Origin of the sequence: Cuneatibacter caecimuris (genome assembly GCF_004216775.1) — a bacterium.
In the GTDB taxonomy this organism is placed as follows: Bacteria; Bacillota; Clostridia; order Lachnospirales; family Lachnospiraceae; genus Cuneatibacter; species Cuneatibacter caecimuris.
In genome coordinates this window covers 920,694-943,885 of the sequence record NZ_SGXF01000001.1, presented here as the reverse complement: position 1 = coordinate 943,885, position 23,192 = coordinate 920,694, and the positions used below count along the sequence as shown (strand labels likewise).

Sequence of the window (23,192 nt, the reverse complement as noted above, 5' to 3'; positions counted from 1 at the left end):
CGGGATCAGAGAGGAACGGGAGATAAATGATAAAAAGAAAGACAAAAAAGGCGGGAATGTACCTGATTGTCACATTGGCGGCAGTGATTGTGGGTTACCCTCTGCTGTGGCTGTTTTTCGCGGCCTTTAAAGAAAATTCAGAGATATTTACTTCTATCCGGCTTCTGCCGGAGGACTTCACAGTGGAAGGCTTTTTAAACGGCTGGAAATCCACGGCCGCGGTTCCTTTTTCCACGTTTCTGATTAATTCCTGCAAAATGGTGATCCCCACTGTTTTGTTGACCGTGGGATCGGCCTGCCTGGTGGCCTACGGGTTTGCCAGATTTGAGTTCAAAGGAAAAAAGCTGCTGTTTACAGCCATGCTTTCCACAATGATGCTGCCCAATACTGTCATTATGATTCCGCGGTACATTCTTTTCAACGAATTTGGATGGCTGAACAGCTACCTTCCCTTTTATGTGATGGCGGCGCTGGCGGCGAACCCGTTTTTTACATACCTGCTGCTGCAGTTCTTCCGGGGAATTCCAAAGGACCTGGACGAAGCAGCCTATATTGACGGCGCGGGGAGATGGAAGATTCTCACAAAGGTGATTTTGCCCCTGGCAAAAGCCCCTATTGTTTCGGCAGCGCTGTTTCAGACAGTATGGACCTGGAACGATTTCTTCAATCCGCTGCTGTATATTGACCGTGTGAAATCCTATCCGGTTTCTCTGGGGCTTCGCCTGGCTATTGACGCGGATTCCGTGGTAAACTGGAACAGCATTATCGCCATGTCCTGCGTGAGCCTGCTGCCGGTGATTATTTTGTTCGTCTGCATGCAGAAATATTTTGTGCAGGGAATTGCCACTACAGGTATGAAAACCTGATAAGAGAGGAGCAACGATGAAAGAAGTAAAAATAATAGCAAAGACTGATGTGCTGGTCTGCGGCGGCGGGTGCGCAGGCTGCGGCGCCGCCCTTGGTGCGGCAAAGGCTGGTGCGGATGTGATCCTGCTGGAACGGAACGGGTTTCTGGGAGGGATCGCCAGCTCCAGCATGATTTCCAATGTGTACAATCACTTTGTGACCAGGGACGGCAGGCTGGTGATGAAGGGCGTGGGCCTGGAATGGATGGAAAAAATGGTGAAAAAAGAGGCCGCCACTCCGGAATGGAAGTTTCCTGACGGCAGGCTGGTCCATGACCCGGAACAGATGAAAACTACATTTGACGAAATGATGGCGGAAGCCGGCGTAAGGGTGCTGTTCCGGACCATGGCTCTGGAACCCTTCATGGAAGGGGAGAAAATCGCGGGCGCTTATGTGAACACCGGAGACGGCAGAGCGCTGATCCTTGCAAAACAGGTGGTGGATACCACCGGGGAATGCGATATGGCAAGCAAAGGAGGCGCGCCCACCAGATATGCCTGCGGCATGGCCACGCTAACGTTTAAATTTGCTAATGTAGACCTGGAGGAGCTGTATCTGCACTTTAAAAACCACCCGGAAACATTTCCGGTGGGTATAGACGCCATGAAGAATTTTCAGGAATTTGAAGATGTATGGCTGAACCGGGGAGTGCTCTATTTTCCCCATTCCGGCGGAGAGGACTGGGATCTGTTTCAGGACGCCATTCAAGAAGGGAGATTCCAAAAGGAGCTGGGAGACATTTTCTCCATGGATTCCTGCTGCATCATTGGCATGAAGGGCTCTGATACTGCGGTGGTCAATTCACAGATGTGGAGAGTCCGGTCGCTGGATCCTTTTATTCTGTCTGACGCGGAAGCCAGAGCCCATGAAGCCGTATATTATGTGGCGGATTTTATGATTCAGAATATACCTGGTTTTGAACATGCTTATGTAGCCCAGATTTCCGACGAACTGGCTGTCCGGGTGAGCCGGGGAATTGAGGGAGAGGTGACTTTTGACAAAGATGAGCGCGTGGTGCACGGTGCGATCACATCGGATGATCCCACGGCCAACGGCACGGATATTGAATACAATATTCTGCGGGGGCTGACCGACGACCCGCGGTATGCGAAATCCGCTGACAGCTCAGAAGAAGACATATATGCGGAAGATGTGATTGCCTGCCGGCCCAGACAGATGAACTTCCGGCAGACAGGGGAATTTGTGAGCCGGGCCACAGTTGACATCCCTTTCCATGTAATGGTGCCTGAAAAAATTGAAAATCTGCTGGTAGCCAGCGGAAAAAGTGTTTCTGCAGTACCGCAGACCATGCTGCGCTATCAGTCCGCAGGGATGGCTCTGGGACAGGCGGCAGGAGCGGCGGCGGCTCTGGCAGCCAAAAGCGGGATACTGGTGAGAAACACGGATATACAGAGGCTGCAGCAGGAGCTGCTGAGGCAGAATGTATACCTGGGCAGTGAAGAGCGGTTAGAGGAACTGGGACTGGCCGTTACAGGAAAGGAGGCATGAGGATGTGCGGGGACAGATTAATATATGACGCGCTGATCGCGGGAGGCAGTCTGGAAGGATGTATTGCTGCCGTAGAGCTGGCCGGCAGGGGAAGAAAGGTGCTGCTCACAGAGGAAAACGGTTCTCTAGGCGGGATGTGCACGAACGGGCTGGAAGTTTGGCTTCCGGCGGAATCGGAAGAAGAGGAAAAGGTCAGGCAATACAGGGAGCGGATTCTCAGGGAAGCAGGGGCAGAGGAAGGACTTTCAGGACCGTTGTATCAGGATCAGAAGCTGAAGGCAGTGCTGAAAAAAATGCTGGATGAGGCCGGGGTGACGGCGCTGACCCATATCTTTCCGGAAGAGGTGGGGGTAGGTGAAAGCGGAGTATCTGCCAGGATGGCGGTAAAAACCGGGACGCTGGAAATCAGCTCCAAAATCCTGCTTGACGGTACCGCAGATCTGGAACTGGCCGGAGCCGCCGGTCTGGAAAGAACGGCAGCAAAAAGCCGGGTCAGCGCTGCGGTAAAATGGAACGGAGTTTCAGAAGAAACCTGGAGACAGAGAATAGAAACCGTTACGGGAGAGGGCGAAGGCTGGCTGACAGGAAAGATGTCCTCAGGCCTTTCCATGGACTGGAAGGGAATCCATTTTACGGCGGATCATCTCTTCTGTTCCTGGAGCAGCCGCTTTGGAGAGCTGATCATGACAGGGCTGACTGCAGACCTCCCGGAGCTCAGCAGATTTACACTCTCTGACGCCCAGGCCGGCCTGAGATTATTTTCTTACAGGCTGCGGGATGACCTTCGTAAAAGCGGGCCGGGAATGGAAAAGGTCTCAATTATCCAGACAGCTCCGGTGATGAATCTGTACGGGACCAGGAAAGCCTCTGGCAGAATATATGAAAACAAGCTTTTTCTGATGAATCAGGAAACAGAAAGATACTCCAATCTGGAAGCCATCAGGCTGGGAATCCGTGTTGCCCAAGAAGCGGAGGCGGCGCTGCAAAAGATGCCGGAGGCGGCAAAATGACGGTTTCCGGAAGCGGCCGCCTGCTCCATGGAGCAGATTATTATCCGGAACAGTGGCTGGACAGGCCGGAAATTCTGGAAGAAGATATCCGCCTGATGAAAAAAGCCCATATCAACGTGGTTACACTGGGGGTGTTTGCCTGGTCGGCCCTGGAACCGGAAGAGGGGAAATACGACTTCTCCTGGCTGGATGAAAGAGTGGACCGGCTGTGGGAAAACGGTATTTCTGTAATTATGGCCACCCCCAGCGGAGCCAGGCCGGCCTGGGCAGCGGCAGCGTATCCGGAGGTGCTGAGGGTTGCGGAGGACAGAAGAAGAAATCTTTACGGAATGAGAATGAATCACTGCTATACTTCTCCAAAGTACCGGGAACTGGTGCAGCGCATGGACCGGGCGCTGGGCAGGCGGTACGGCGGGCATCCTGCTCTGGCAGCCTGGCATATTTCCAACGAATATCATGGGGAATGCCACTGCCCTCTGTGCCAGGAGGCCTTTCGGAATTTTCTCAGGGAAAAATACACTGCTCTGGATAAACTGAACCAGGCCTGGTGGACCGCCTTTTGGTCTAAAACTTACACAGACTGGGAGCAGATTGTTTCCCCTTCCTCCGTCGGAGAAAGAGCGCTGCAGGGGCTTGCATTGGACTGGAAACGGTTTGTGACGAAACAGACCCGGGAATTTATGAATCTGGAAATCGCAGCTGTCCGGGAAGGCTCCCCGGATGTGCCTGTGACCACCAATATGATCGGAACACTGATTGAAGTGGACTATCCCCGGCTGGCGCAGGATTTGGATGTGGCGGCGCTGGACACTTATCCCGAATGGGGAAAGGGGCCGGACGCTGAAACAGCTCTGGGCGCAGGGATGGAATATGATGTGACCCGGACGCTGAAGAAGGCGCCTTTCCTGCTCATGGAAACCACGCCCTCCATGACAAACTGGACAGAAGCAGCCAAACCGAAACCTCCCGGCATGCATGCGGCCGGCTGTCTGCAGGCGATCGCCCACGGGGCGGATTCCATACAATATTTCCAATGGAGAAAAAGCCGGGGCGGATTCGAAAAGTTTCACGGCGCAGTGATCGGTCACAGCGGCCATGAACACACCCGGGTGTTTCGGGAAACGGAAGAACTGGGGGCCCTTTTAAAGAGGGCGGAAGAAATTGCCGGAGCGGAAAATCCCTGTAAAACAGCAATTCTATATGACTGGGAAAACCGTTGGGCTGTGGAAGGGTCCATTGGCCCCAGAAAGGAAAAAGGATATGAGGAAACTGTTCGGGAACATTATGCAGGCTTGCGCCGGTGGGGAGTGAACGTGGATTTTATCGACGAGGAACAGCCTCTGGACGGCTATCAGCTTCTGGCCGCTCCCATGCTCTACCTGCTGAAAGCGGGGATGGATGAAAAACTGGAACAGTTTGTAAATCGGGGAGGAATTCTGGTGCTGACCAGTCTTTCAGGGATTACGGATGAAAACGATCTGTGCTTTCAGGGTGGTTTTCCCGGGCCGCTGCGCCGGCTGGCCGGAATCTGGGAAGAAGAGCTGGACGTGCTGTATCCAGAGGAGGTGAATGAAATCTGCTGTCTTTCCGGGAACAGCCTGGGGCTGTCAGGGAAATGGCCCTGCGCCCGTTACTGCGGGCAGATCAGGCCGGAGAAAGCCGTAACAGAGGCGGTGTACGGAAAAAGCTGGTATGCAGGCGCGCCTGCTTTGACCAGAAACAACTGGGGAAAAGGTACGGTCTGGTATCTGGCTGCCGGAGCCGGGCGGGATTTCCTCACAGGACTATACGGCAGCCTTTTGAAACAGTCAGATTTGGCATGCAGGAGAGAACCGCTTCCTGTAGGTGTGGAGCTGTCGGTGCGCCGGAAAGGGGAGGTTACCTACTGGTTTTACAGCAATTTCTCCGGAAAAAAAATAGAGCTGGAAGCGCCTTTTGGCCATGCGCTGTTCAGGGACAGGCCATCGGAAGGAATGCTCCTGCTCGCCCCTCTGGAAACAGAAATTATCAGATGCGGCAAATGATATTTTGACATTTCTTACTAATTCCATTATACTGAAAACAAACCCCAAAAGGGGGTGCGGTGAAACGGAAAAATGCCTGTTTCGCCGCATCCCCTTCCCTGTATGTCCTGGGGTATGGGGACAAATTGAAAGAGTATCGTTCTGCAGTAAATTACGGCCTTCGGTCCCGCAGTTGCGATCACGTATCTGTTTTGGAAAAAAGATAATTAAAAATAGGAGTCTTTATGGAAATTTTGTGGATTGTACCTGGGGTTCTGGCATCAGTAATTCTGGCGCTTCTGGCAGCGACGCTGGTGCGCGCCTGTTTGTGCAGGCCTACGGAAGCCCTGAACGCGGAAATCAGCTATCAGGAACCGGAAAGGGCGCAGGCCTATGCCGAAAATCTTTCCCGGATGGTGCGGCATGAAACCATATCCAGCCGGTTCAGTGAGGACAAGACGAAATTTTATCTGTTCCATGAGCTGCTGGAGAAACTTTACCCAGGTGTATTCCAGACCTGCGAAAAATATGTGTTTAACGGCAGCCTGCTGCTGAAATGGAAGGGGAAGGGGGAAAACGAGCCCATTCTGCTGATGAGCCACAGCGATGTGGTGGAAGCAGGAGGGAGGTGGAAGGAACCTGCGTTTTCCGGGACTATTAAAGACGGTGTGATCTGGGGCAGAGGGACCGTGGATACCAAAGGCAGCCTGAGCTGTATTTTCAGCGCAGTGGAAGAGCTGATTGCAGACGGCTTCCAGCCGGACGGGGATGTTTATATCGCCAGCAGCTGTACGGAGGAATTCAGCGGGGAAGGGGCTCCTTTAACCGTTCAATATCTGAAGGAGCAGGGAGTAAAGCTGAAACTGCTGGTGGATGAAGGGGGCATGATCCTGAAGGAACCCATCGGCGGCGTGCGCGGCACCTACGCTATGGTGGGCGTGCTGGAAAAGGGGTATGGGGATATGAAATTCACGGCCAGAGGCTCCGGCGGCCATGCCAGCGCCCCGGGGAAAAATACCCCTGTGCCCAGGCTGGCTTCTTTTATCAGGGATGTGGAGGAACATGATCCGTTTAAAGTGGATTTTAATGAAACGGTGACAGAGATGTTTCGGCGGCTGACTCCCAACATGACCTTCCCTATGAAATTAATATTTGCAAATATGTGGCTGTTTCAGCCCCTGCTGAAGAAACTTATGCCCTCTATCAGTTCTGCCGGGGCGGCCATGCTCCGGACGACCATAGCTTTTACGATGATGCAGGGCTCCGGCGGCCTGAATGTGCTGCCTCAGGAGGCCTATGTGACCGCAAACCTTCGTTTTATCCCTCATCAGCCCACAGATGAAAGCATTAAGCTGATCACAGAGATAGCAGAAAAGCATGGCCTGGAGGCAGAGGTGATTTATAAAGATTACCCCTGCCCGGCGGTTAATTACAGAGGCAGGGAATTCCGCCTGGTGGAAGAAGTGATCCATGAGCTGTTTCCGGGAATCGGGGTGGTGCCTTATGTGATGACAGGGGGAACTGACGCGAAGTATTATAAAGATATCTGTGAAAACTGCATCCGCTTTGCGCCGCTGTATATCAATGAGCAGCAATATGAAAGTATTCATGGCCTGAATGAAAACCTGAATATCAATACGCTGACCAAAGGTGTGGATTTCTATAAGGCAGTGATCAGAAAAAGCCAGGGATAAAAGGAAAAAGTTACACAGGGAAGGGAAGGAACAACAATGTACATTGCAGATTTGCATATCCATTCCAGGTATTCCAGAGCCACCAGCAAGGACGGCAGCCCGGAACAGCTGGATTTATGGGCCAGAAAAAAAGGAATCCAGATCGTGGGGACAGGCGATTTCACCCACCCGGCCTGGAGAGAAGAGCTGAAAGAAAAACTGGAGCCGGCTGAGGACGGCCTTTATACGCTGAAAAAAGAATACCGGATAGAAGATGCATCGGCCCGCACAGCGATGCAGCCGCGTTTTGTTATAACGGGAGAAATCAGTTCTATCTATAAGAAAAATGGGAAAGTAAGAAAGGTCCACAGCCTGATTCTGCTTCCAGGCCTGGAGAACGCGGAAATTCTGTCCAGGAAGCTGGAAACCATCGGCAATATCCATTCGGACGGACGGCCGATTCTGGGCCTGGACTGCCGCGACCTGCTGGAAATCACGCTGGAACAGAGCCTGCATTCTATTTTTGTTCCCGCCCATATATGGACGCCGCACTTTTCGCTGTTTGGCGCTTTTTCCGGCTTTGACAGCACAGAAGAATGCTTTGGGGATCTCACGCCTCACATTCATGCCATGGAGACAGGGCTTTCCTCAGATCCGCCCATGAACTGGCGGATTTCCGGCCTGGACAGATATAATCTGATCTCTAATTCTGACGCCCATTCTCCTGCCAAACTGGGCAGGGAAGCAAATCTTTTTGATATCGAGCTGTCTTATTCCGGAATCGAAGGTGCGATCCAGAGGGGACTGGGGCTTTCCGGGACCCTGGAGTTTTTCCCGGAGGAAGGAAAATATCATTATGACGGGCACAGAAAATGCAATCTGTGCCTGTCGCCCAGGGAAGCGGAGGCATGCCGCGGAATCTGCCCTGTCTGTGGGAAAAAGCTGACAATAGGCGTATCTCACCGGGTGGAGCAGCTGGCGGACAGGGAGGAAGGTTATGTTCCTAAAGGGGCGAAAGCTTTTGAAAGCCTGGTGCCCCTGCCGGAAGTGATCGGAGCATCCATCGGGCATTCATCTTCCGGACGCAAGGTTCAGGAGGAATACTGCAGGATGCTGAAAACTTTAGGCGCAGAATTTGATATCCTGAGGAAGGTCCCCCTGGAGGATATCCGGAAAGTCTCCGGCCGCCTGGTGGCGGAGGGGATTGGCAGGCTGCGGGACAAGAAGGTGGACAGACTGCCCGGTTTTGACGGGGAATACGGCACGATCCGGCTGTTCGACCCTTCTGAAATCTCGAATACCGACGGCCAGATCAGCTTTTTAGACTGTCTGGGCATGCAGGGAGGACAGAAGGAGGACAGACAGAGCGTGTCCGGGCCTGGAACATTTTGCGGGAAAGGTGTCTTGGACAGCTCTGTTCAGAAGAATTACAAGGCTGATTTAGCTGAAAAGGAGTCGGCTGCGGCTGCTGAGACAATTTCCAAAGCGCCTCCTCAGGCTTTCGGGCTGAACGATGGACAGCAGCAGGCGGTGCGCAGCCAGGCCCGGGTGACGGCGGTGATCGCCGGGCCTGGGACGGGAAAGACAAAAACTCTGATTTCCCATCTGGGCTATCTGCTTCAGGGCAGGAAGGTGAAGCCCTCCATGATCACGGCCGTAACCTTTACAAATAAAGCGGCGGCAGAATTGAAAGAGCGGCTTTGCCGGGAACCTGGCTGCAAAAGTGCGGCGGGCAGGATACAGACAGGTACTTTTCATGGAATCTGCCTGAAAATGCTGCAGGATTCGGGTATGGATTCGATTCTGGCAGAAGAAGGGGTACAGCAGGAACTGGCTGGCCAGGTAAAAAAGGAATATGAATGGGCTGGCAGCGTCCAGGATTTTCTGCTGCAGGTTTCTCTGGCAAAAACAGGAGAAAACAGGGAGAGCTGTCCGGCCATAGAGGAATACTGCCGGAGAATGAGAGAACTGAAACTGATGGATTTTGACGATCTGCTTGTGGAAGCACTTAGGCTGGCGGAAAACAGAGAATTTCAGAGTAGCCGTTTTTCGTATCTTCTGGTGGATGAATTTCAGGATATCAGCCCGCTGCAGTACCGCCTGATTCAGGCATGGAACAAGTTTGGCAGAGAACTGTTTGTGATTGGCGATCCGGACCAGTCCATTTATGGTTTCCGCGGGTCTGACGCCAGGTGCTTTGACAGGCTGCAGTCAGACTTCCCGGATATGCAGGTGATCCGGCTGACGGAAAACTACAGGTCTACAGGCGCGGTTCTGAGGCCGGCCCTTCAGGCTATATCTGAAAACCCCGGGCCAAAGCGGAAGCTGACGCCAAATAAAGAGTCCGATATCCCCGTGCGGGTGGTAAAGGCCGGGAGCGGTCTGGCGGAAGCTATTTTTACAGCAAAAGAGATTAACCGGCAGGTAGGGGGGATGGACATGCTGGAAGCCCATGGAAAGTACGGCGGTAAGGAGAACAGAAAGGTCAGAGGCTTTTCAGACATCGCAGTGCTTTACAGGACCCACAGGCAGGCGGAGCTTCTGGAAAAATGCCTTCAAAAGGAGAGCATTCCCTATATTGTTGCAGGGAGGGAGGATTATCTGCAGGAACAACAGGTTCAGGAGGCTCTATGCTTTTTCAGATACCTGTGCTGCGGAGATTCTGCAGCTGGTAAGCAATACCTGAAACTGGCCTGGGATCTGGAGGGAAACCAGCTGTCAGAAGCTGTGCTGGCGGAGCAGGCAGAGAGATACAGGCCCTTGCTGAAGAAAAAACCAGCCGTGATTCTGGGGGAATGGATGAGAGAAAAAAGACTGGAAAATCATCCGGCGATGCAGAAACTGTCCGGTATGGCAGTATTTTATAAAAATATTGCCGAACTACTGGATGCGGTGCGCCTGGGTGTGGAAAGTGATTTGAAGCGGTGCGGAGGGAAAAATTATTCGGCAGACGCGGTGACATTGATGACACTGCACGGGTCCAAGGGCCTGGAATTTCCCGTGACGATCCTATATGGGGTGAATAAAGGTGAACTTCCCTTTGAGGGGCGAAAGGGGACGGCTGATGTGGAGGAAGAGCGGAGGCTGTTTTATGTGGGGATGACCAGGGCGAAGGAAGAACTGATCCTCACTGCTTCAGGGGAGCCTTCCATATTCCTGGAAGGCCTGGAAGAGGCCGGCGTGGTATGGGAAGAAGCAGGCAGGAAAAAGAACGGCGGGGAATCAGTCCAGCTCAGCCTGTTTGACTTTATGCCGGAGTAAACTCCCGGACCGCAGAGGGGAAAGCTGAAAGCTTTTATCAATAAAGGAGAAATTTAAAAATGCGTACGAAGATGCTGGCGTATCAGAAGGTATATGAAAAAATTAAAGAAGAGATCCTGGCTTCCCGTTATGGGATCGGCACATTGATGCCGACAGAGGCAGAGCTGGAGAAAGAATACGGTGTAAGCCGCTCTACAATAAGAAAGGCAATGGAGCTGCTGGCAGGTGACGGCTATGTGGATATCCGGCAGGGCCGGGGAACAATGATCCGGGATTTTTCGGCAAAACAGGATTACACCCATGTGACGTCAGTGACGGAATCCCTGAAAAAGAAAGGCTATCTGGTCTCCACCCGTAAGCTGTATATTGAAAAAAACCGTGCCCCGGAACGGATAGCGGGCTTGCTGGAACTTCAGCCTTCTGAAGAAGTGGCACATGTACAGAGGATTCAGGAAGCCGACGGAAAACCGGTTTGTATTATGGAGAATTATATTCCTTATCGGCTTGTACCCGGAATTGAAAAAGAGATGGGGATTGTCTCTTTGTATCAGCATCTGGAAGAAAATTATCAGTTTGAAATTGAGAGGACAAAAGATACGATATCAGCGGTAACAGCAAATTTTTTTGAAGCAGAAATACTGGGCGTCCCGGTAGGAGCCGCGCTGCTTCATGTGGACAGGGTATGCTACAGCCCCGCGGGGAATCCTGTATGCTGTGACAGGGTGAAAATTTTGGGCAGTTATTATCAGATTGAGGTAGAGGGGTTCGGAAGGATGCGCTGAGGAGGATTTTATGAAGGATCAGGACTTAATCAGAATGCTGGATATCAGTTGCGTGAGACAGATCCACACAGTGGAGGAGGTTCGGCTTGCCTGCCGGCTGGCGCTGGAACATGAGATGGCCGCGGTATTTGTCATGCCATCTCATCTGCCGGAAGCAGTAAAGCTGCTGGAAGGCCAGAAACTGGTGAAACCGGCCAGTGTGATTGGCTTTCCGTCAGGCGGGGAAAGCACAGCGGGAAAAATTTACCAGGCAGAGGAGCTGCTGAGAACCGGCTGCCGGGAATTTGATATGGTAATGAATCTTTCCTGGCTGCGGGATAAAAGATATGGTGAAATCAGCAGGGAAATCAGGCTGGTGAAGCAGGCTATAGGACCCTGGCAGTTAAAAGTGATTATTGAGGCTTCTCTGTTAAGCCGGGAAGAAATCACAGCCGCCAGCAGCACTGCTGCGGAAGGCGGAGCGGATTTTGTGAAAACCGGCACAGGATGGGCGGGCCCATCCACCTGCGAGATGATTTCAGGGATTCGGGAGGGACTTAAGGCGTGGCCGGAGGTCCGTATAAAAGCGGCAGGCGGAATCAGGAGCCGCGCATTAATGGAGCAGATGTATGATCTGGGCTGCACAAGATTTGGAATCGGTATCCAGACCTGGAAAAGTATCTTTGAAAAGGAAACTTAAAAGATATTGCAAAGAGGACTAAAACATACCTAAAAATATACAAATACCTGTTGAAAATATGATGTTTGTATGATATAATGACTCTATGTTAAAATAATAACAATAGAGGAGGTTTTTGTATGAAGGGTTATGCAATGCTGGAAATTGGGAAAACAGGGTGGATTGAGAAGGAAATGCCTGCCTGCGGCCCTCTGGACGCCATCGTGAAACCGATTGCGGTTTCGCCATGCACATCTGATATCCATACGGTTTGGGAAGGCGCTATCGGAAACCGTCATGACATGATTCTTGGCCATGAGGCAGTGGGAGAAGTGGTAGAAACAGGCGCTTTGGTGAAGGAGTTTAAGCCTGGAGACCGGGTAATTGTTCCTGCCATTACACCTGACTGGGGGTCTCTGGAAGCGCAGAAGAATTTTTCCATGCATTCCGGTGGGATGCTGGCCGGCTGGAAATTTTCCAACTTTAAAGACGGCGTGTTCGCAGAATATTTTCATGTAAACGAAGCAGATGCGAATCTGGCGCTGCTGCCGGACTGCCTTGATCCTGCGGCCGCTGTTATGCTGTCGGATATGGTTCCCACAGGCTTCCACGGCGTAGAGCTGGCGGACGTGCAGTTTGGAGATTCGGTGTGTGTGATCGGAATCGGTCCTGTCGGTTTAATGTCAGTGGCAGCGGCTGCCCTCAGAGGGGCGTCCCGCCTGTATGCGGTAGGTTCCAGAACAAAATGTGTGGAAGCAGCAAAGGCATACGGCGCTACGGACATCATTGATTACCGCAATGGAGACCTGGTGGAACAGATTATGGAAAAGACCCATGGCGCCGGCGTGGACCGGGTGGTGATTGCCGGCGGAGATGTGGATACTTTTGCACAGGCAGTGCAGATGCTGAAGCCGGGCGGAGTGATCGGCAACGTGAATTATCTTGGCGCAGGCGACTATGTAAGGATCCCCCGTGTGGACTGGGGCTGCGGCATGGGACATAAGACGATCAGAGGCGGACTGATGCCCGGCGGCCGTCTGCGGATGGAAAAACTGGCTTCTCTGATGGAAACCGGCCGTCTGGATACCTCCAGGCTGATTACTCATAAGTTTAATGGCTTTGAGCACATGGAAGAGGCCCTGCTGCTGATGAAAGATAAGCCCAGGGATCTGATTAAGCCTGTTGTAATGATCTGATGAAAATCCTGAAATCTGAAAATTGGCAGGCAGCTTAATTTTATACCGGTTTTCCGGGGGGACTGAGGTTTCCAGGAAAACCGGTATTTTTATGTGATTTACTTACCCAATATATTATGGTAAAATGAAAATATTAATCCAGGTATGAATATACTCGTGTATGGAAAAGGAGTATCTATGAATATAGCGCGGAAAATTCCGGGAAAAATATTCTCATTTTTTTTAATAGCAGTAATTTTGACAGTTTTTTTGCCGCCTGTTCTCGTTGAATCAGCAGAAAAGGAATCAAAAGTGCTCAGAGTGGCATTTCCGGAGACTCCGGGATTTACGGAGATGGATGAAAAGGGCGTCCGGAGCGGGATTGTGGTGGATTATCTCAATGAGATAGCAAAATATACGGGATGGACTTATGAGTATGTAGAGTCCACTGCTGAAGAAGTGGTGGATGATTTTCTGGCAGGGAAATTTGACTTGATGGGCGGAACTTATTATATACAGGGATTTGAAAAGTATTTTGGATATCCTGAATATAACTGCGGCTACAGCAAGTCTGTTCTGCTGGCCCGTAAGGATGATGATTCGGTGAACAGCGTCAGTCTGGAGAGCCTGAACGGTAAGGTGATCGGCGTATATGACCGGGCGGTAGAAAATGTGCGGAGGCTGAAGGAATTCCTTGCCATGAACGGGCTGGACTGCACCATACAGGAATATGGACTGGAAGACTTGTCAGAGGATGGCAATCTGTACAGGTTTCTGAGAGAAGGCCAGGTGGATCTGCTTCTGGGAAACGGCCAGGAGCTGTCTGATGGCTTTAAACAGGTGGCGTCGTATGACTCTCAGCCGCATTATATTGTGACGCAGCCGGGAGATCAGGAAACTCTGAATGAGCTGAATATGGCGCTGGAAAAAATCATGGAATCTGATCCGGATTTTTGGGAAAATACCTATGAAGCAAATTTTCTAAATGTTCAGACTGATGTTTTTCAGCTGAATAAGGAAGAAATTGCCTATGTACAGGAAAAAGAAAGCATCGTGGTGGCGGTGGTGGATAAGTGGCATCCGCTGTTCTGTGAAAATATTCTGGAGGATGTGCACAATGGTGTGATCCCTGACATTCTGGACAAGGTAACAGAATTTTCGGGGCTGAAGTTCACATATCTTTTCGCAGAGAGTTATCAAGATTCTATTAAGATGGTCCAGGAAGGAAAAGCCGATATGCTGGGATTTTTTCTGGGATCAGAAGATGACGCGGCTCAGATGGGGCTGGCGCTGACAAAGCCATATGCGGCGCTGAACGGTATTGTGGTGAGAAATAAAGCAGTCAGTTATCCGGGAGAAAACCTGATTGGGGGCGTGCTGAAAGGGAGGAAGGGACCGGAATCAATTGAGGCAGCTGAAATCAGAGAGTTTGATACGATCAGGGAGGCCCTGGACGCAGTCAATGCAGGGAAAATTGATTTTGTATATGGTATTTCTTCTCATATGGAACAGTATATCCAGCAGGGGGACTATACAAATCTGGTGCCAGTCGCCTTGCTCAATGACCGCAGTGAAATAAGCTTTGCCCTGCAGAGGCCTGTGGAGCCGGAATTGCTAACGATTATCAATAAAGCGGTCAATCAGATCCCTGAAGATGAAAAGAGCACGATTCTCAATAAGAATGTTGTTTTAATGGGTTTCAACAGAACTCCTTTATCAGAATTAATCCATTCAAATCCGGTATTCTTTGTATGTGTGGTAGCTGTATTTGTATTGTCTCTTGCGGCGGCAGCGCTGGCAGTGATGCGTTCCCGGATGCGAGCCGCTTCAATTCAGAATGAACTGGAAAAGGCAGAGGCGGAGAGCAGGGCGAAGGGAGAATTTTTATCGCGTATGAGCCACGAGATCAGGACGCCCATGAACGCGGTGGTGGGGCTGACGGATATTACCAGTATGATGCAGGACGTGCCGGAGCCTGTTCGTAAGAATTTAGAAAAAATTAAGTCCTCTTCCCGCTATTTGCTCAGCCTGATCAGCGATATCCTGGATATGAGCCGGATAGACAGCGGTAAAATGACAGTCAGCCGGGAGCCGTTTTCCATGGGAAGAATGTTAAATGAGCTGGAAAGCATGATGGCGTCGGAAGCGGAACGCCGGGGATTGGAATTTTGCCTGAAAAAAGAAATGCAGCATGATGGTTTTACCGGAGATGAACTGCGACTGCGCCAGGTGCTCACCAATCTGCTATCCAATGCGTTTAAGTTCACTCCTGCCGGCGGACATGTGCTGTTAGAGGTAACAGAATCAGAAAATAAGGAGAGCGGTTCCCGGTTTTTGTTTCGGGTGAAAGATGATGGCATTGGTATTTCAGAGGAAGCCCAGGAAAGAATTTTTGAGGAGTTTGAGCAGTCCGGCACCAGCTCTTCAAAATCTCAGGGAACGGGTTTGGGCCTGCCGATCAGCAAAAATATTGTGAGCCTGATGGGAGGAGAGCTGCGCATGAAGAGCAGCCCCGGAAAGGGCAGCGAATTCTATTTTACAGTGGAGTTCCCCTATGGGGAAATTTCCATGGCACAGCCAGAAGTGAAATCGCCTTCGGATATGCTCAAGGGGATGAAGGTTCTGCTGGCGGAGGATAATGACCTTAACGCGGAAATTGCCCAGGGACTTTTGGCGATGCAGGGCGCGTCAGTAATACGGGCGGAGAATGGAAGGCAGGCCGTGGATTACTTTATGAACAGCAGACCGGGGGAATACCAGGCGGTCCTAATGGATATTCAGATGCCTGAAATGAACGGGCTGGAAGCTGCGAAAAAAATCAGGTCATCAAGCCATGAAGACGCCGGAAAAATCCAGATCATTGCAATGACGGCCAACTCTTTCAGAGAAGACCAGGAGGCCGCCAGGGCCGCCGGGATGAATGCCTTTGTGGCGAAGCCGCTGGATGTGGAATATCTGTACACTGTATTGAAACGTGTTTCAGATTTTGGCTGAGGAAAGTAAAAGAATGTTTACGAAAGATAAAAATTTCTATAGGACGCTGGCGCGGTTGATGGTTATGGTAGTGTTGCAAAATGTGATCGCATACAGCGTGAACATGGCGGATAATCTGATGCTGGGCGCTTACTGCCAGGATGCGCTGTCAGGTGCCGCTGCGGTAAATATGATCCAGTTTATGGTCCAGCAGCTCACTATGGCCATAGGTGACAGTATGATTGTGATTAATTCCCAGTATTGGGGCGCCAGGAACACATCCCCGATCCACAAGTTTACCGGCCTGGGGGTCTTGGCAGGGCTTTTGCTTGGCGGCCTGGTTTTTGTACTGACAACGTCCTGCCCCTATTGGATTTTGGGCCTGTTCACTGGGGATGAAGCAATTATAGCTCAGGGCCTGGCCTATCTGGAATTGATCCGTTTTACTTACCCGATTTATATTCTGACTACTGTGCTGATGGCAGCGCTGCGCAGCGTGGAGACAGTGGGAATTTCTTTTGCAGTGTCGCTGCTGTCCCTGGCGGTGGATGTGGGGATCAATTATACCTTGATTTTCGGGCATTTTGGGTTTCCGGAAATGGGAATACGGGGAGCTGCTGTTGGAACGCTGACGGCCCGTATACTGGAATTGGCTGTGATTTTGCTCTATCTGGGCTTTCGGGATCAAAAGCTGCGGCTGTCCGTATCCAGAATGTTTCGTATCAGAGCGGAATATTTCCGGGATTTTTTCAAGGTTCTCTGCCCTCTTTTCTTTACGCAGATATTCTGGAGCATTGCCACTCCCATTCAGACCGGAATTTTGGGACGTCTGTCATCTGATGCGATAGCGGCAAATTCCGTTTCCACAACCATGTTCCAGTATCTGAAGGTGGTGACAGTAGGAGAGGCTTCTGCGTCGGCTGTTCTGATGGGGAGAACCGTAGGCAGCGGGGATATGGATAAAATAAAATCCTATAGCCGTACGCTGCAGGTGATGTATCTGATTTTCGGCCTGCTCCTGGGGCTGGGCCTGTTTTTGATGAGAAAGCCTTTCCTGAGTATCTATACTCTGACGGACGAGGCAAGAGTGATGGCGGATCAGATATTGATACTGATGAGTTTCATCATGGTGGGAATGGCCTATCAGATGCCCACTGGTTCAGGCATCATAAAGGGAGGGGGAGATGTGAAATTTTCACTGGTAGTCAATCTGATTTCCACCTGGGGAATTGTGATGCCGCTGTCTTTCCTGGCGGCATTCTACTGGAAACTTCCGGTGGTGGCGGTGGTGGCGCTGCTGAACTCAGATCAGATTTTTAAATGTATTCCAATTGCAGTGCGGGCAAACCGGTACCGTTGGATCCACAGGTTGGCGAAACCGTCAAAATAAACGGAGGGTTTTGCTGCATAGGGAATGCAGTTTCCTGTGCAATGAAAAAGCCGGTATTATGAGCTTTAGAGCTGCTGATACCGGCTTTATATTGCGAGAACCTGAATTTTTCGGCAATTACATCTGCCATCTTCCGGAAGAACCGCAGGGAAGCGTCAGTCCCGTTTCCTTTACAGGGAGGCCAACCTCGTCAGATTGGACAGTACCCCCAAAGCGGGAGACCACCTCTGTACCCAGCAGATAACTGAGAACAGAAGGGGCAAAGCCTGTTGTATAGGAGTTGATGAGGAAAAAAAGCGGGGCAGGCGAAAGAATAGCAGCACATGCCTTTACGAGAGGATGTATGGCGTCCTCAATTTTCCATATTTCTCCCTTGGGGCCGCGGCCGTAAGAGGGGGGGTCCATGATAATTGCGTCGTAGGTGTTTCCCCGGCGGGCTTCCCGCTCCACAAATTTCATACAGTCATCGACGATCCAGCGGATTGGAGCATTTTCCAGGCCGCTGGATTTCGCGTTTTCCCGGGCCCAGGTCACCATGCCCTTGGATGCGTCTACATGAGTGACAGCCGCTCCTGCCTGGGCTGCGGCCAGAGTAGCGCCGCCGGTATAAGCAAACAAATTCAGAACCTTTACCGGCCTGCCTGCCTGCCGGATCAGGCTCCCGAACCAGTCCCAGTTGGCGGCCTGCTCCGGGAACAGCCCGGTATGCTTGAAGCTGAAGGGCTTTAACTGGAAGGTGAGGCCTTTATAGCTGACGCTCCACTGTTGCGGCAGATCGAAAAATTCCCACTGACCGCCGCCCTTGGAGCTGCGGTGGTAATGTCCGCTGCATTTTGTCCAGCCCTTGTGTGTTTTAGGCGTATTCCAGACCACCTGCGGGTCAGGGCGAATCAGCAGATAATTCCCCCAGCGCTCCAGTTTTTCTCCCTGAGAGGTATCTATCACTTCATAATCTTTCCATTCAGATGCGATCCACATTTCTATTCCTGCTTTCCTCAGCGCGCGGCTGATTATTGTCCCTTTATTATAGAGGTATTCTGGTTTTTTTGTCAATCAGTTTCAAGAAACCGATGCAGTTGAAAAATGAATATAAATTTGGTAGAATAAAAACAGTTTTGTTCAGGAGGAAAAGAAATGGAATGGAAACGGGAAAGTACCGCCCGGTATGCGGAAATTCTGAAAAGCGGGCTTGGACGCGATTACATAAAGATGTTTCGTGAAGCGGAAGGAACCTTGAAATATCCTTATTTAGTTCCGGGAAGCAGACAATACGCCGCTTGTCTTTGGGATTGGGATTCCTGGCTGACGGATATGGCTATCCGCCAGATCATGAGAAACCTGCCGGAAGAGAAAAGAGATGCGGCCAGGACGCAGGCGCTGCCTTATGAGAGGGGATGTATTCTGAATTATTTGGATCACTGTGATGAAAGCGGCTGGATTCCATTTATTATTGAGGGAGTCCCTTCGGGCATGAAAATTCTGGATAAACCGGAGAATATTTACCGGGAAAATATGCATAAGCCCTGTCTTGCGCAGCATGCCGCGCTTTTGGTGCGGGAGGATGGAGGAGACGCAGGCTGGCTGCTTCCTCAATTTGAGAAGCTGACGCGTTTTTTGGATAATTATTACAGCCATCATCGGGATGCAGAAACAGGTCTGTATTACTGGCAGACAGATCTGGCTATTGGCGTGGACAATGATCCATGCACATTTTTCCGGCCTGCCGGAAGTTCTGCTTCCATCTATCTGAATTGCATGATGTTCCGGGAACTGCAGGATGCTGCTTATTTGGCCGGCCGGCTGGGAGAAGAGGGGATTGGAAGGATATTCCTGGAGCGGGCGGAAGAACTGAAAACTGCCGTGCAGAAATACTGCTGGGATGAGCGGGACGGATTTTTTTATAGCGTAGACCTTAATCTGCGTCCCGTGAACCCGGGAGCGGAGCTGCATTGTGGAATGCCCAGGCACTGGCCCTGTCTGATTCAGCGTATTGATGTCTGGTCCGGTTTCCTGGCCATGTGGTCCGGGATTGCCACTGACGATCAGGCGGAAAGAGTTTGTTCCCGCTATTGGGAGGAGGATACCTTTTGCGCACCCTATGGGATACGCACGCTTTCCAGGCTGGAAAAAATGTACTGTGTCAAGGCGTCTAACAATCCCTCTGACTGGCTGGGCCCGGTATGGGGCGTATCCAATTATATGACTTTTGCCGGGATGGCGCGTTACGGCAAGGTCAGGGAGGCTCTGGACATGGCAGAGAAGACGGTGCAGCTGTTCGGGCGGGATCTGGAAAAGACAGGAGTGCTTCATGAATATTATGAGCCTGAAACGGGAGAACCAGTGATCAACCCTGGTTTTCAGAACTGGAATTATCTTGTGCTCAATATGATTGAATGGAAAGAAGGTTTCGATCATGTCCAAAAGTGACTCAGTGCGGATGACGGAAGGATCTGTCAGCGGAAGGATTCTCCGGTTTGCTTTTCCTGTGTTCTGCGGAAATCTGTTCCAACAGCTGTATAATGTGGTAGATTCCGTTGTAGTAGGCAATTTTGTGGGAGAAGACGCTCTGGCTGCGGTCAGCTCAGCCGGAAACCTGATTTTCCTGATGGTGGGCCTGATTACGGGGATATTCATGGGAGCGGGAGTGGTGATTTCCAGATACTATGGAGCCAGGCAGGAGAAGATGGTGGAGCGGGCGGTGCACACATCTGTGGGTTTTGCTGTTGCCGCCAGCGCGGTGATGACTGCAGCAGGGCTGATATTTGTTCCGCCTATTCTGCGCATGATGGGGACGCCGGATTCGGTGCTGCCAAACTCCATTCTTTATTTCAGAATTTATTTTGGCGGAATCGGCGCAGTGATGCTGTATAACGCCGCAAACGGAATTTTTCAGGCTGTGGGTGACAGCCGCCATCCCTTATATTACCTGGCGGTATCATCTGTGGTGAATGTAGTGCTTGATCTTTTGTTTGTAGCTGTATTTCAGATGGGAGTAGGTGGGGCGGCTCTGGCTACAGTACTCTCTCAGGCTGTGTGCGCTGTCCTTGCTTTTGCCAGATTGGGGAGGATTCAGGAAGAGTACAGGGTGCGGTGGTCAAAAGTCCGTATGGAGTGGGCTATGCTGAAGGAAATTCTGAGGATGGGCCTGCCCAGCGGCGTGCAGAATTCTATAATCGCATTTGCCAATATCATTGTCCAAACCAATATCAACGCATTTGGAGCGGGCGCGGTGGCCGGGTGCGGCTCCTATTCCAAGCTGGAGGGCTTTGCATTTTTGCCAATTACTAGTTTCTCTTTGGCGATGACTACCTTTATAGGCCAAAACCTGGGCGCGGGTGAATATGAAAGGGCAAAGAAAGGAGCGCGCTTCGGGATTTTGCTGTCTGTGCTGCTGGCAGAAGCGGTGGCGGTGGTCATGTACGTATTTGCGGGGCCGCTGATCGGGATATTTAACAGCAGCCCGGATACGGTAGCATATGGCGTCCTGCAGATTCATACTATTTCCATATTTTATTTCCTGCTTTCATACTCCCACTGCGTATCCGGCATCCTGCGGGGAGCCGGGAAAGCAGTGATCCCCATGCTGGTAATGATTGCCAGCTGGTGCGTGATCCGGGTGTCCTACATCACAGTGATCACCAGGTTTATTCATGAGATTCAGGCAATCTTCTGGGCATTTCCCATCACCTGGAGCATCAGTTCCCTGATTCTGATGATTTATTATTTTAAGGCTGACTGGATTCATGGCTTTGCAGTGAAAAAATAAGCGGCGGAATTTAAAGGGTAAAGGGCGCCGGACAGCGGATAGTCTGTCCGGCGTGTAATTTTTTGCGCATGGGAAACGGCAGTTCCTATGCAACTAAACCCTCCGGGGGATCGCGCTTCGGGTAAGAAATGATGCCGCTTGCAGAAAGCACTTGACAGCACGAACTGTACATGATATAGTTACAGTATAACTGAAACAATTTCGGTAACAGTTGGAAAATATGAACAGAGGCAGAGGGGAGAGAGATGAACAGTGAATTTAATGTGGCGGTACACGCATTAGTGTATCTGGATCACAAAGGAGATTTTGTATCTAGTGAAGAACTGGCGGACAATATCTGTACGAATCCGGCCCGGGTTAGAAAAATTTTGTCCAGGCTGAAGCAGGCAGGCCTGGTGGAAGCCCGTGAGGGGAGCGTGGGCGGATTCCGGTTCATCGGTGATGCGCGGGCTGTGACGCTGGCTGAAGTGGCTGAGGCGCTGAAAACGCGCTTTGTATCCACAAACTGGCGGAGCGGGGATGTGGATAAAGAGTGCCTGGTTTCTTCCGGTATGGGGAGAATGATGGACGGAATAATGGAAGAATTGAATGCAGGATGTTATGAACTGATGAAGAAAAGGACCATCGCAGGGATTGAAGAACAGATTTTTCAAAATAAAAAGGAGGAGTAAAGATGAGGAGATTTAAACATATTGTTATTGGATTCGGTAAGGGCGGCAAAACATTATCAGCAATTCTGGCAGCAGCAGGAGAAGATGTGGCGCTGGTGGAACGCTCCGCTATGATGTACGGCGGGGCATGCCCAAACGTGGCCTGTATACCTACAAAGATGCTGGAACACAGCGCGAGGCTTTCGGCTGTTCAGGGAGGCGGCTTTGAAGACCGGGCGGCTCGTTATCGGGATGCGGTGGAGGAAAAGAGGCGCCTCACAGCAGGGCTTCGTGAAAATAATTACAAGAAGGCCGTAGGAGCAGGGGTAACGGTAATCACCGGAGAGGCTTCCTTTCTGGATCCTCACAGAATACAGGTAAAGCTGGCGGAGGGAGGAATCCAGGAGCTGTATGGGGAATACTTTTATCTGGATACAGGGGCTGTTCCGGCAGTTCCCCCTATTGAAGGCCTGAAACAGAGCAGCCATGTGTATACCAGTGAAACGATGATGGAGCTGGACCGGCTCCCGCGCAGGCTGGCAGTGATCGGCGGCGGATATATCGGATTAGAGTTTGCCTCCTTTTACGCAAATTTCGGTTCAGAAGTAACAGTTTTGCAGCATGGCAAAGCCTTTATGCCTAAAGAGGAAGAAGAAATTTCGCAGGCTGTACTGAAGGAGTTTGCCGAGCGGGGGATCCGTGTGGTGAATGAAGCAGAAACACTGTCTGTGCAGGATGAAAACGATGGGACGGTTCTGACAGTCAGGACATCAGAGAAAATCGTGAACCTGAAAGCAGACGCGGTTCTCATAGCGGCCGGCCGCCGTCCGAATACCGATATGCTGAATCTGGAGGCGGCAGGGGTGGAACTGAACGGCCGGAATGCTGTGCGTGTGGATTCTCAACTGAAAACTTCAGTACCGCATATCTGGGCGATGGGAGATGTGAAAGGCGGACTGCAGTTTACTTATATTTCTCTGGATGACAGCAGAATCATCAAATCCCAGCTTTTAGGGAACGGCGGCCGGACGACTGAAAACCGCGGCGCCATACCATACAGCATTTTTCTAGACCCGCCGGTATCCAGAGTAGGGATGACGGAAAAGGAAGCCAGGGCAGCCGGGCTGGATATAAAGACAGCTGTTCTTCCTGCAGCCGCGATTCCCAAAGCCAAAGCGCTTGGAAAAACAGCAGGGATTTTGAAAGCGGTGGTGGACCGGCAGACTGGCTTGATTTTGGGAGCGCATTTATACTGTGCGGAATCCCATGAAATGATTAACTTGTTTAAAATAGCAATAGACGCGGGGATACCGTATACTGTTTTGCGGGACGGTATCTATAACCATCCCGTGATGAGCGAAGGGATCAATGACCTTTTAGCGGAGCTGTAATATGGGAACAAAAAATCCGGGCAGAAGTTACTCGCTTTGCCCGGA

General features: G+C 51.1%; 16 protein-coding genes. 15 read left to right on the top strand and 1 reads right to left on the bottom strand.

Annotation, left to right across the window (positions count from 1 at the left end):
- Positions 1-26: 26 nt before the first annotated feature.
- The 11 genes from EV209_RS04515 to EV209_RS04465 all read left to right on the top strand — a co-directional run bounded on the left by EV209_RS04515 (position 27) and on the right by EV209_RS04465 (position 17,340).
- Positions 27-866, top strand: a complete 840-nt coding sequence (locus tag EV209_RS04515) for a carbohydrate ABC transporter permease (RefSeq protein WP_207220570.1) — start codon at positions 27-29, stop codon at positions 864-866.
- A gap of 16 nt (positions 867-882) precedes the next feature.
- A complete protein-coding gene (locus EV209_RS04510) occupies positions 883-2,415 on the top strand; it encodes an FAD-dependent oxidoreductase (protein ID WP_130433460.1) in 1,533 nt (510 codons plus the stop codon).
- Positions 2,416-2,417: 2 nt separating this feature from the next.
- Positions 2,418-3,425, top strand: coding sequence for an FAD-dependent oxidoreductase (locus EV209_RS04505; RefSeq protein WP_165388808.1), 1,008 nt, complete (start codon positions 2,418-2,420; stop codon positions 3,423-3,425).
- Positions 3,422-5,449, top strand: coding sequence for a beta-galactosidase (locus EV209_RS04500; protein WP_130433458.1), 2,028 nt, complete (start codon positions 3,422-3,424; stop codon positions 5,447-5,449). The genes EV209_RS04505 and EV209_RS04500 overlap by 4 nt, the downstream gene beginning before the upstream one ends.
- A 224-nt stretch (positions 5,450-5,673) precedes the next feature.
- Positions 5,674-7,122, top strand: a complete 1,449-nt coding sequence (locus tag EV209_RS04495; RefSeq protein WP_130433456.1) for a M20/M25/M40 family metallo-hydrolase — start codon at positions 5,674-5,676, stop codon at positions 7,120-7,122.
- Between the two features lie 36 nt (positions 7,123-7,158).
- Entirely contained in the window at positions 7,159-10,362 is a 3,204-nt protein-coding gene (locus EV209_RS04490; RefSeq protein ID WP_130433454.1) for a UvrD-helicase domain-containing protein, read from the top strand.
- A gap of 59 nt (positions 10,363-10,421) precedes the next feature.
- Entirely contained in the window at positions 10,422-11,144 is a 723-nt protein-coding gene (locus EV209_RS04485) for a GntR family transcriptional regulator (protein WP_130433452.1), read from the top strand.
- Positions 11,145-11,154: 10 nt separating this feature from the next.
- Positions 11,155-11,823 carry a deoxyribose-phosphate aldolase gene (deoC, locus tag EV209_RS04480; RefSeq protein ID WP_130433450.1) on the top strand — a complete coding sequence of 223 codons (669 nt, stop codon included), beginning with the start codon at positions 11,155-11,157 and terminating at the stop codon, positions 11,821-11,823.
- Positions 11,824-11,942: 119 nt separating this feature from the next.
- Positions 11,943-12,998 carry an NAD(P)-dependent alcohol dehydrogenase gene (locus EV209_RS04475; protein WP_130433448.1) on the top strand — a complete coding sequence of 352 codons (1,056 nt, stop codon included), beginning with the start codon at positions 11,943-11,945 and terminating at the stop codon, positions 12,996-12,998.
- Positions 12,999-13,235: 237 nt separating this feature from the next.
- The gene (locus EV209_RS04470; RefSeq protein ID WP_243647486.1) at positions 13,236-15,971 is read left to right on the top strand and encodes an ATP-binding protein; all 2,736 of its coding nucleotides are present in this window, start codon (positions 13,236-13,238) and stop codon (positions 15,969-15,971) included.
- A gap of 13 nt (positions 15,972-15,984) precedes the next feature.
- Positions 15,985-17,340 (top strand): MATE family efflux transporter, encoded by a 1,356-nt coding sequence (locus EV209_RS04465; protein ID WP_130433444.1) that lies wholly within the window; start codon positions 15,985-15,987, stop codon positions 17,338-17,340.
- A 117-nt stretch (positions 17,341-17,457) separates the two neighbouring features.
- Here the strand turns inward: EV209_RS04465 and EV209_RS04460 are convergent, their stop codons facing one another.
- Complete coding sequence (locus EV209_RS04460) at positions 17,458-18,318, bottom strand: class I SAM-dependent methyltransferase (protein WP_130433442.1); 861 nt, start codon at positions 18,316-18,318, stop codon at positions 17,458-17,460.
- A 156-nt stretch (positions 18,319-18,474) separates the two neighbouring features.
- Between EV209_RS04460 and EV209_RS04455 the strand changes: the two genes are divergently transcribed.
- The 4 genes from EV209_RS04455 (at position 18,475) to EV209_RS04440 (ending at position 23,147) form a co-directional block, all read left to right on the top strand.
- On the top strand, positions 18,475-19,767 hold the full coding sequence (locus EV209_RS04455; RefSeq protein ID WP_207220569.1) for an MGH1-like glycoside hydrolase domain-containing protein: 1,293 nt from the start codon (positions 18,475-18,477) through the stop codon (positions 19,765-19,767).
- Positions 19,754-21,106 (top strand): MATE family efflux transporter, encoded by a 1,353-nt coding sequence (locus tag EV209_RS04450; protein WP_207220568.1) that lies wholly within the window; start codon positions 19,754-19,756, stop codon positions 21,104-21,106. Before EV209_RS04455 ends, EV209_RS04450 begins: the two co-directional genes overlap by 14 nt.
- Positions 21,107-21,351: 245 nt before the next feature.
- Entirely contained in the window at positions 21,352-21,777 is a 426-nt protein-coding gene (locus EV209_RS04445) for an RrF2 family transcriptional regulator (protein ID WP_130433440.1), read from the top strand.
- A 2-nt stretch (positions 21,778-21,779) separates the two neighbouring features.
- Positions 21,780-23,147: an FAD-dependent oxidoreductase gene (locus EV209_RS04440; protein ID WP_130433438.1), complete on the top strand. Its 1,368-nt coding sequence runs from the start codon at positions 21,780-21,782 to the stop codon at positions 23,145-23,147.
- The last annotated feature ends 45 nt before the right edge of the window (positions 23,148-23,192 follow it).

Bases quoted from the DNA above. Each gene is read 5' to 3' on its own strand.
- EV209_RS04490 (WP_130433454.1), top strand. From the start codon at position 7,159: ATGTACATTGCAGATTTGCATATCCATTCCAGGTATTCCAGAGCCACC.
- EV209_RS04445 (WP_130433440.1), top strand. From the start codon at position 21,352: ATGAACAGTGAATTTAATGTGGCGGTACACGCATTAGTGTATCTGGAT.
- EV209_RS04465 (WP_130433444.1), top strand. From the start codon at position 15,985: ATGTTTACGAAAGATAAAAATTTCTATAGGACGCTGGCGCGGTTGATG.
- EV209_RS04440 (WP_130433438.1), top strand. From the start codon at position 21,780: ATGAGGAGATTTAAACATATTGTTATTGGATTCGGTAAGGGCGGCAAA.
- EV209_RS04485 (WP_130433452.1), top strand. From the start codon at position 10,422: ATGCGTACGAAGATGCTGGCGTATCAGAAGGTATATGAAAAAATTAAA.
- EV209_RS04495 (WP_130433456.1), top strand. From the start codon at position 5,674: ATGGAAATTTTGTGGATTGTACCTGGGGTTCTGGCATCAGTAATTCTG.
- EV209_RS04455 (WP_207220569.1), top strand. From the start codon at position 18,475: ATGGAATGGAAACGGGAAAGTACCGCCCGGTATGCGGAAATTCTGAAA.
- EV209_RS04510 (WP_130433460.1), top strand. From the start codon at position 883: ATGAAAGAAGTAAAAATAATAGCAAAGACTGATGTGCTGGTCTGCGGC.
- EV209_RS04515 (WP_207220570.1), top strand. From the start codon at position 27: ATGATAAAAAGAAAGACAAAAAAGGCGGGAATGTACCTGATTGTCACA.
- deoC (WP_130433450.1), top strand. From the start codon at position 11,155: ATGAAGGATCAGGACTTAATCAGAATGCTGGATATCAGTTGCGTGAGA.
- EV209_RS04450 (WP_207220568.1), top strand. From the start codon at position 19,754: ATGTCCAAAAGTGACTCAGTGCGGATGACGGAAGGATCTGTCAGCGGA.
- EV209_RS04460 (WP_130433442.1), bottom strand. From the start codon at position 18,318: ATGTGGATCGCATCTGAATGGAAAGATTATGAAGTGATAGATACCTCT.
- EV209_RS04505 (WP_165388808.1), top strand. From the start codon at position 2,418: ATGTGCGGGGACAGATTAATATATGACGCGCTGATCGCGGGAGGCAGT.
- EV209_RS04500 (WP_130433458.1), top strand. From the start codon at position 3,422: ATGACGGTTTCCGGAAGCGGCCGCCTGCTCCATGGAGCAGATTATTAT.
- EV209_RS04475 (WP_130433448.1), top strand. From the start codon at position 11,943: ATGAAGGGTTATGCAATGCTGGAAATTGGGAAAACAGGGTGGATTGAG.